The organism is Streptomyces sp. SID5785 (genome assembly GCF_009870065.1).
Lineage (GTDB): Bacteria > Actinomycetota > Actinomycetes > Streptomycetales > Streptomycetaceae > Streptomyces.
Genome location: NZ_WWIA01001139.1, coordinates 1 through 8,225 on the forward strand (window position 1 = coordinate 1; position 8,225 = coordinate 8,225).

8 protein-coding genes are annotated in these 8,225 nt (G+C 68.9%); 4 read left to right on the plus strand and 4 right to left on the minus strand.

Features of this window, described 5'->3' with window-relative positions; all coding sequences use genetic code 11:
- From GTW43_RS37000 to GTW43_RS37015, 4 genes are all read right to left on the minus strand, one after another.
- Positions 1-1,062: glycoside hydrolase family 3 protein (locus GTW43_RS37000; protein WP_161306342.1), on the minus strand; the 1,062-nt coding region annotated here is incomplete at its 3' end.
- A gap of 9 nt (positions 1,063-1,071) precedes the next feature.
- Complete coding sequence (locus tag GTW43_RS37005) at positions 1,072-1,947, minus strand: carbohydrate ABC transporter permease (protein WP_161306343.1); 876 nt, start codon at positions 1,945-1,947, stop codon at positions 1,072-1,074.
- Entirely contained in the window at positions 1,944-2,942 is a 999-nt protein-coding gene (locus GTW43_RS37010) for a sugar ABC transporter permease (RefSeq protein WP_161306344.1), read from the minus strand. The genes GTW43_RS37005 and GTW43_RS37010 overlap by 4 nt, the downstream gene beginning before the upstream one ends.
- A gap of 97 nt (positions 2,943-3,039) precedes the next feature.
- Entirely contained in the window at positions 3,040-4,344 is a 1,305-nt protein-coding gene (locus GTW43_RS37015; RefSeq protein ID WP_161306345.1) for a sugar ABC transporter substrate-binding protein, read from the minus strand.
- Positions 4,345-4,736: 392 nt separating this feature from the next.
- On the opposite strand from GTW43_RS37015, the gene GTW43_RS37020 reads away from it, so the two are divergent.
- The 4 genes from GTW43_RS37020 to GTW43_RS37035 all read left to right on the plus strand — a co-directional run.
- The gene (locus GTW43_RS37020; protein WP_161306346.1) at positions 4,737-5,501 is read left to right on the plus strand and encodes a GntR family transcriptional regulator; all 765 of its coding nucleotides are present in this window, start codon (positions 4,737-4,739) and stop codon (positions 5,499-5,501) included.
- 234 nt (positions 5,502-5,735) lie between these two features.
- A complete protein-coding gene (locus GTW43_RS37025) occupies positions 5,736-6,029 on the plus strand; it encodes a DUF3311 domain-containing protein (RefSeq protein ID WP_161306347.1) in 294 nt (97 codons plus the stop codon).
- On the plus strand, positions 6,026-7,654 hold the full coding sequence (locus GTW43_RS37030) for a sodium:solute symporter (RefSeq protein ID WP_161306348.1): 1,629 nt from the start codon (positions 6,026-6,028) through the stop codon (positions 7,652-7,654). The genes GTW43_RS37025 and GTW43_RS37030 overlap by 4 nt, the downstream gene beginning before the upstream one ends.
- Positions 7,655-7,760: 106 nt before the next feature.
- On the plus strand, positions 7,761-8,225 hold a 465-nt coding region (locus GTW43_RS37035; RefSeq protein ID WP_161306349.1), incomplete at its 3' end, for a nucleoside hydrolase.

An 8,225-nucleotide genomic window follows, 5' to 3' on the forward strand; every position in this document is an offset into this window, starting at 1 on the left:
GCCGACCTCGCCGTCCGCGGCGGCGTCCGCGGCGGTGCCCGGGGTCCGGGTCCAGTCCGCGAGCGAGCGCACCCGCGCGGCCGCGTCCGCGAGCCGTTCCTCGGGCAGCTCACCGGCGCGCACCGCGGCGACCAGGGCGTCGCGCAGCCGCAGCACGATGTCGTCGTCCGCGAGCCCGCCGCCCACGCAGATGGCGTCGGCCCCGGCCGCGATCGCGAGCACGCTGCCGCGCTCGATGCCGTAGGTCGCGGAGATGGCCTGCATCTCCATGCCGTCGGTGACGATGAGCCCGTCGTAGCCGAGCTCCTCGCGCAGCAGGCCCGTCAGGATGCGCCGGGACAGTGTCGCCGGGCGCTCGGGGTCGAGGGCCGGGACGAGGATGTGGGCGCTCATCACGGCGCGGCTGCCGGCGGCGATCGCCGCGCGGAACGGCGCGAGGTCGCGGGCGTGCAGCACGTCGAGCCCGGCGTCGATGCGGGGCAGGTCGTGGTGCGAGTCGACGCCGGTGTCGCCGTGCCCGGGGAAGTGCTTGGTGCAGGCGGCGACGCCCGCGGCCTGGAGTCCCTCGACGTAGGCGGCGGTGTGCCGGGCCACCAGGCCGGTGTCGGCGCCGAAGGAGCGGACGCCGATCACGGGGTTGTCGGGGTTGGCGTTGACGTCGGCGGAGGGCGCCCAGTTGAGGTTGACGCCGCACTGTGCGAGGCGGCGGCCCAGCTCGTGCGCGACCGCGCGGGTCAGGCCGGTGTCGTCGACGGCGCCGAGCGCGTGGTTGCCGGGGAACGAGGAGCCGGTGCGCACCTCGAGGCGGGTGACGTCGCCGCCCTCCTCGTCGATGGCGACCAGGACGTCCCCGCGCTCGGCGCGCAACTGGGCGGTGAGCGCGGCGAGTTGTTCGGGCCCGGCGATGTTGCGGCCGAACAGGCCGACGGAGGCGAGGCCTTCGCCGAGCCGGCGCAGCAGCCAGTCGGGGGCGGTGGTGCCGGTGAAGCCGGGTTGCAGGACCGTCAGGGCGTCCCGCGTGAGGGCGTCCGTGCCGGGGGCGAGTGTCGTCCGTGCTGTCATCGGAGTGCGTTATCCCTTCACGGCGCCGGAGGTGAGACCCGTGGCCATCTTCTTCTGGATGAACATGAAGAACACGACCACCGGCAGGGCGATCATCGTGGACGCGGCCATCAGGGCGCCGTAGTCGGTGCCCCGCTCGGTCGTGAACGTCATGAGCCAGACGTTCAGGGTGTACTTCGAGTCGTCGTTCATCAGGATGTACGCGAAGAGGTACTCGTTCCAGGCGTTGACGAGCGCGAAGATCGACGAGGCGGCGAGGCCGGGGGCGAGCAGCGGGAAGATGATCCGGCGGAACGCGCCCATGCGCGTGCAGCCGTCGACCATCGCCGACTCCTCCAGTTCCACGGGGATGTTGACCACGAAGCCGCGGATCATGACCGTGGCGAAGGGCAGCGTGGAGACCAGGTAGACGACGATGACGCCCCAGTACTCGTTGAGGCCGCCCATCGCGTTGAGCTGGGCGTAGATCGGGATGAGCATCGCGGTCGGCGGCAGCATCTGGACCAGGATGAGGACCATGAGCAGGGCGCGCCGGCCGCGGAAGCGGAAGCGGCCGACGGCGAGCGCCGCGAGGGTCGCGATGATCATGCCGCCGACGACGGCGGTGATCGAGATGATGAGGCTGGACTGGATCGCGGTGCCGAAGTTGGGCTGCTTCACGGCGCGCGCGAAGTTGTCGAAGGTGATCGACGACGGCCACAGCGTCTGGTCGTAGGAGCGGATCTCGTGGTTGGGGCGCAGGGCCGAGATGATCAGCCAGTAGACCGGGAAGGCCATCACGACGGCGATGACGAGCCCGAGGATGTTGTAGCCGAGCCGGGTCTTCTTGCGGTCGGGGCGCAGGGTCTGCTTCACCGGTGCCTGCGGTGCGGTGGAGGCGCTCATTCGACCTCTCCTGTCTTCATGAGCTGGCGCAGGTAGTACACGGCCACGCCGGACAGCATCAGTACGGTGATCAGCGCGATGGCGGTGCCCTGGCTGAAGGACGTCGAGGTGAACGCCTTGGAGAAGGAGTAGAGCCCGAGGGTCTCGTAGTCCGGCTCGGGCTTGTTGCCGCGCAGCAGCCAGATCTGGCCGAAGACGTTGAAGTCCCAGATCACCGAGAGCGTGGTGACCATGATGAAGACGGGCTTGATCACCGGCCAGGTGACGAAGCGGAAGACGCCGAAGGCGCTGGCGCCGTCGAGCTGGGCGGCCTCCTCCAGCTCCGCCGGGACCTGGGTGAGGGCCGCGTACAGGGTGATCACGACGAACGGGATGGCGCCCCAGATGACCAGGGCGGCGATGACCATGAAGCCCTGGAGCGGGTCGAGGAACCAGTTGTGGCCGAGCCAGTCGTCGCCGACGAACTTGGCGATGATCGTGTTGACCAGGCCGTAGTCGGAGTCGGCGAGCCAGCGGAAGATCGACGAGGCGACCAGCAGCGGCATCGACCAGGCGGCGATCAGGGCCGTGGTGAGGGTGAGCCGCACCCAGGTGGTCAGGCGCATCATCAGCAGCGAGATGAGCAGGCCGATCGCCATGGTGGCGATGACACAGACCGCCATGAAGACGACGGTGCGCAGGGTGACGCGCCAGAACTCGGCGTCACCGAGGATGTTGGTGAACTGGTCGAAGCCGACCCAGGGCGGGCTGTCCCCCGTCCACAGCTCGCGCCGGCCCATGTCCTGGAAGGACATGATCACGGTCTTGACCAGGGGGTACGCATAGACGGCAGCCAGCGCGACGATCGCCGGCAGGATCAGGAAGTAAGGGAGCAGCGCCCCCTTCTTCCGCTTCGGGCGGCCGGCGCCGGAGGGCTGCTCCGGGAGCGGCCCTCCGTGCGGGGTGTCCGCTGTGCTCAGCGGCGGCCCGGCGGCCTTGGTGTCGGCGGCAGTCACGTGGCTGACCTTTCTCGTGCTCTGCGACAGGGAGAAAGGGGTCGGGGCGGGGCCGGTGGTGGTCGCCGGCCCCGCCCTTCACCCGGAGCCCGGTGGCTCAGGACTCCTTGTTGATCAGCTCGTCGATCTTGCTGTCGGCGGTCTTGGTGGCCTCGGCCACGGACTTGCCCTTGAGGATGTCGAGCAGCATGTTCTTCAGGACCTCCTCCTTCTCGATCGCGGTCCAGCCCGGGGCGATCGGCGTGAACCAGGCGCTCTCGACCGCGTTCGCGACGGGGGCCGTCTCCGGCTTGTCCTTCAGCGGCTGGAGCTGCTTGGTGTTGTTCGGGAGGATGTTCTTCGAGGCGAGGACCTCCTCGGACTTCTCGCTCGTGAACATGGAGATCCAGTCCTCGGCGAGGTCCGCGTTCTTCGACTTCTGCGTCACCGCGAGGTCGGAGCCGCCGATGAAGGACGGCAGGGTCTTGCCGTTCGGGCCGGGCATCGCGGCGGTGCCGATCTTGCCCTCGAGCTTCGGGTTGCCGTTGGCCTTGCCGTCGACGACGGAGCCGGCCTCCCAGCCGTTGCCGTACAGGACGCCGGCCTTCTCGTTCGCCATCACGTTGGCGTGGTCCTGCTCGTCCTTGGTGAGGTCACCCTTGTTGTACTTCTTCACCAGGTCGATGAAGTGCTGGATGCCTTCCTGCGCCTTGGGGTCGGACAGGCTGGCCTTCCACTCCTTCGAGCCGTCGTCGTACTTGGCGATCTGGCCGCCGTACGCGGCGACGTAGGACATGGCGGCGTACCAGTAGCGGCCCGGCAGGTAGAGCGAGGAGAAGCGCTTGTCCTTGGCGCCCTGCTTCGCCGTCTCCTTGTCCATCGCCTTGAGGAAGGCGGTCTCGTCGGTGGGCAGCGTGTCGGAGCCGGTGGCCGCCTTCAGCATGTCCTTGTTGTAGATCGCGACGCGCGCGCCCGCGTAGTAGGGCACGCAGTACTGCTTGCCCTCGAAGGTGCAGGTGTCGGTGAGGCCCTTGATCCAGCTGTCGCTGTTGTCGTACTTCTTCGGGTCGATCTCGGCGAGCGCCCCGTTGAGGATGTACTGCATCGTCTCGGTGTTGCCGAGCTCGACGACGTCGGGGAACTTGTCACCACCGAGCGCGGTGTCGAGCTTCTTGGCCTTGTCCGCCCACTGCTGGTACGCGACGTTGACCTTGACCTTCGGGTACTTCTTCTTGAACTGCGCGTTGACGTCCTTGACCAGCTCGGGCCAGGTGCTCTGCGCGTCCACCATCAGCCAGACGGTCACCGTGCCGGAGCGGTCCTTCGGGTCCTTGCCGGCGTCGCTGTCGCTGTCGCCCCCACAAGCCGCGACCCCCGCCATCATGGCCGCGACGCCGACGGCCGCTATGAGCTTGCGCTTCATGTCACCCTCCTCAGGGATGCCTGCAACCCCCCACCCACAGCGATGACATACGGCGAGTACGTGCGAACGTACGCGGATACGGCTGTTGGGACTGGGACCTGGCCTCTAATGGTGTAGACCAGTACGGGGAGCTTGGCCCAGACCAATAGACGTGTCAAGGGTGGTTGTGAAGGCACTGTGCGTCCGTTACCGGAACGACACCGACCAGGTGAGGCAGGCCGGTTGACCCCTCCGCCCCGTCCGGCGGCGTGGACTAGACCAGAGGGCCGGTGACCGGTATAAGGAGGGATCACGGAGCGTGCGGGAGTCTCCCCGAGCGAGCCGTGCCACGATGTGAACCGTGGCCGACGGTTGCATCGGACGCATCGGCACCGGAGCCGGGAAGGCGGAGCATGAGCACCGACGTGAGCAGTACGGAGAACGAGAGCGGGGCGCCCGTCCGTACCGCGCGCGTGCCCAAGTACTACCGCCTCAAGAAGCATCTGCTCGACATGACGGAGACGCTGCCGCCCGGCACGCCGGTCCCGCCCGAGCGGACCCTCGCCGCCGAGTTCGACACCTCCCGCACGACGGTCCGCCAGGCGCTCCAGGAGCTGGTCGTCGAGGGCCGGCTCGAGCGCATCCAGGGCAAGGGCACCTTCGTGGCCAAGCCCAAGGTCTCCCAGGCGCTGCAACTCACCTCGTACACCGAGGACATGCGGGCCCAGGGCCTCGAGCCCACCTCCCAGCTGCTCGACATCGGCTACGTGACGGCCGACGACACCCTCGCGGGTCTGCTCGACATCTCCGCGGGCGGCCGTGTGCTGCGCATCGAGCGCCTGCGGCTGGCCAGCGGTGAGCCCATGGCGATCGAGACCACGCACCTGTCGGCCAAGCGCTTCCCCGCGCTGCGCCGCAGCCTCGTCAAGTACACGTCCCTCTACACGGCGCTCGCCGAGGTCTACGACGTCCATCTCGCCCAGGCCGAGGAGACGATCGAGACCTCCCTGGCCACGCCCCGTGAGGCCGGGCTGCTCGGCACGGACGTGGGCCTGCCGATGCTCATGCTGTCGCGGCACTCGATCGACGGCACGGGGCACCCGGTGGAGTGGGTGCGCTCGGTGTACCGGGGCGACCGGTACAAGTTCGTCGCGCGCCTCAAGCGCCCGATGGACTGACCGGGCTCCGACTCCCCTCCGCGGCCCTTTCCGCGGCCCTTTCCGCGGCTCGCCTCCGGGCGCGGTCGGCCTGCGCATTCCCTCGCATATGCCTCATCGCCGCCGGGCCGTTGATATCAGTACGGCATCGGTGCGTCCGCTATCCGGACAGGGGTTCCATGGGGCGAGACTGTCCCATAGATTTCCGCCACGTTAAGCCGAGATAAGTGGTCAGCGAGGGGACGGAACCGCTCTATGTCCAATGCGCCGCAAGCAGCGCAACAAGCGCAGCAGGGGGACCTGCGGACGGTGACCCCGCTCCGCGTCGTCGTGGCCCTGTGCCTCATCGCCCCGTTCGTGGCGATGCTCTGGGTCAGCTCGTACGCCAAGGTGGACCCCGCGTTCATCGGTATCCCGTTCTTCTACTGGTACCAGATGCTCTGGGTGCTGATCTCCACCGCGCTCACCATGCTCGCGTACAAGCTCTGGAAGCACGACCAGGCGTCCCGCAAGGCCGCCCGGTCCTCCGAGGAAGGGGCCGGCGCGTGAACGGCGGCGTGAACGGTGTCGCACTCACCGTCTTCATCCTGTTCTTCGTGGCCGTCACGGTCATGGGCTTCCTCGCCGCGCGCTGGCGCCGCGCCGACAACGAGGCCTCGCTCGACGAATGGGGCCTGGGCGGCCGCTCGTTCGGCACCTGGATCACCTGGTTCCTGCTCGGCGGCGACCTCTACACCGCGTACACCTTCGTGGCCGTCCCGGCGGCGATCTACGCGGCCGGCGCCTCGGGCTTCTTCGCGGTCCCGTACACGATCCTCGTGTACCCGCTGATCTTCACCTTCCTGCCGCGCCTGTGGTCGGTCTCGCACAAGCACGGGTACGTGACGACCTCGGACTTCGTGCGCGGCCGCTTCGGCTCCAAGGGTCTCTCGCTGGCCGTCGCGATCACCGGCATCCTCGCCACGATGCCGTACATCGCGCTCCAGCTGGTCGGCATCCAGGCCGTGCTCGACGTCATGGGCGTCGGCGGCGGCGAGAACACCAACTGGTTCGTCAAGGACCTGCCGCTGCTGATCGCCTTCGGCGTCCTGGCCGCGTACACGTACTCCTCGGGCCTGCGCGCCCCGGCGCTGATCGCGTTCGTCAAGGACACGCTGATCTACATCGTCATCGCCGTCGCGATCATCTACATCCCGATCAAGCTCGGCGGCTTCGACGACATCTTCGCCGCCGCGGGCGACAAGTTCTCGAAGATCAACCCGGCCACCGACAAACCGGTCGGCGCGCTCGCGCCCGGCTCGTCGGGGACCTGGACCTACGCCACGCTCGCCCTCGGCTCCGCGCTCGCGCTCTTCATGTACCCGCACTCGATCACGGCGACCCTGTCGTCGAAGAGCCGCGAGGTCATCCGGCGCAACACCACGATCCTGCCGCTCTACTCGCTCATGCTGGGCCTGCTCGCGCTGCTCGGCTTCATGGCGATCGCGGCCGGGGTCAAGGTCGAGAACGGCCAGCTCGCGATCCCGCAGCTGTTCGAGGACATGTTCCCCGACTGGTTCACGGGCGTCGCCTTCGCGGCCATCGGCATCGGCGCGCTGGTCCCCGCGGCCATCATGTCCATCGCCGCGGCGAACCTGTTCACGCGCAACATCTACAAGGACTTCATCAAGCCGGACGCCACGCCCGCGCAGGAGACCAAGGTCTCCAAGCTGGTGTCGCTCCTCGTGAAGGTCGGCGCGCTCGCCTTCGTCCTCACCATGGACAAGACCGTCGCCATCAACTTCCAGCTGCTGGGCGGCATCTGGATCCTGCAGACCTTCCCGGCCCTGGTCGGCGGCCTGTTCACCCGCTGGTTCCACCGCTGGGCGCTGCTCGCGGGCTGGGCGGTCGGCATGGTGTACGGCACGGTCGCCGCGTACGGGGTGGCCTCGCCGACGCAGAAGCACTTCGGCGGCTCCGCGAAGGAGATCCCGGGCATCGGCGAGATCGGCTACATCGGCATGACGGCCTTCGTGCTCAACGTCGTCGTCACCGTGGTCCTCACCTTCGTCCTGAAGGCGCTGAAGGCCCCCGAGGGCGTCGACGAGACGTCCCCCTCGGACTACACCGCCGACGCCGGCGACAAGGGCGTGCAGGTCGACCTGCCGGCCGTCGGGACCGGCTCCGGGCACTGACCCCCGGGCCGCACCGGCCGATCTCGAAGGACGAGCCCCTCCGCCTGCGGAGGGGCTCGTCCCGTTACGGTGGCCGACGTTCGGCCCATCCGCCCTGGAGGAACCCTTGCCCGCTCCCCTCGTCCTCGACAGCGACCCCGGCATCGACGACGCCGTCGCGCTCCAGTACCTGCTCGGCACCGGCCTGTGGGACCTCAGGGCGTACACCACGGTCGGCGGCAACGTGCCCGCCGCGCAGACCTTCCGCAACGGCCGCGCCCTGGCCCGCGCCTTCGGGATCGACGCCGACGTGTCCGTGCACCGCGGCGCCGGCCGCCCGCTGACCCGGCTGCCGTACGCGGCCGCCGGCGAGTTCCACGGCGCGACCGGTCTGGGTGCCGAGCAGCTGCCCGACTCGGACGTGCCCGAGCAGCAGGAGTCCTCGGCGCAGGCGCTGCTGCGGCTCTCGCGCCGTCACGAGGGCGAGCTCACCGTGTGCGCGACCGGGCCGCTGACCAACGTGGCGCTCGCGCTCAGCGAGGACCCCGGCTTCGCGCGGCGCGTGAAGCGGCTCGTGTTCATGGGCGGGGCC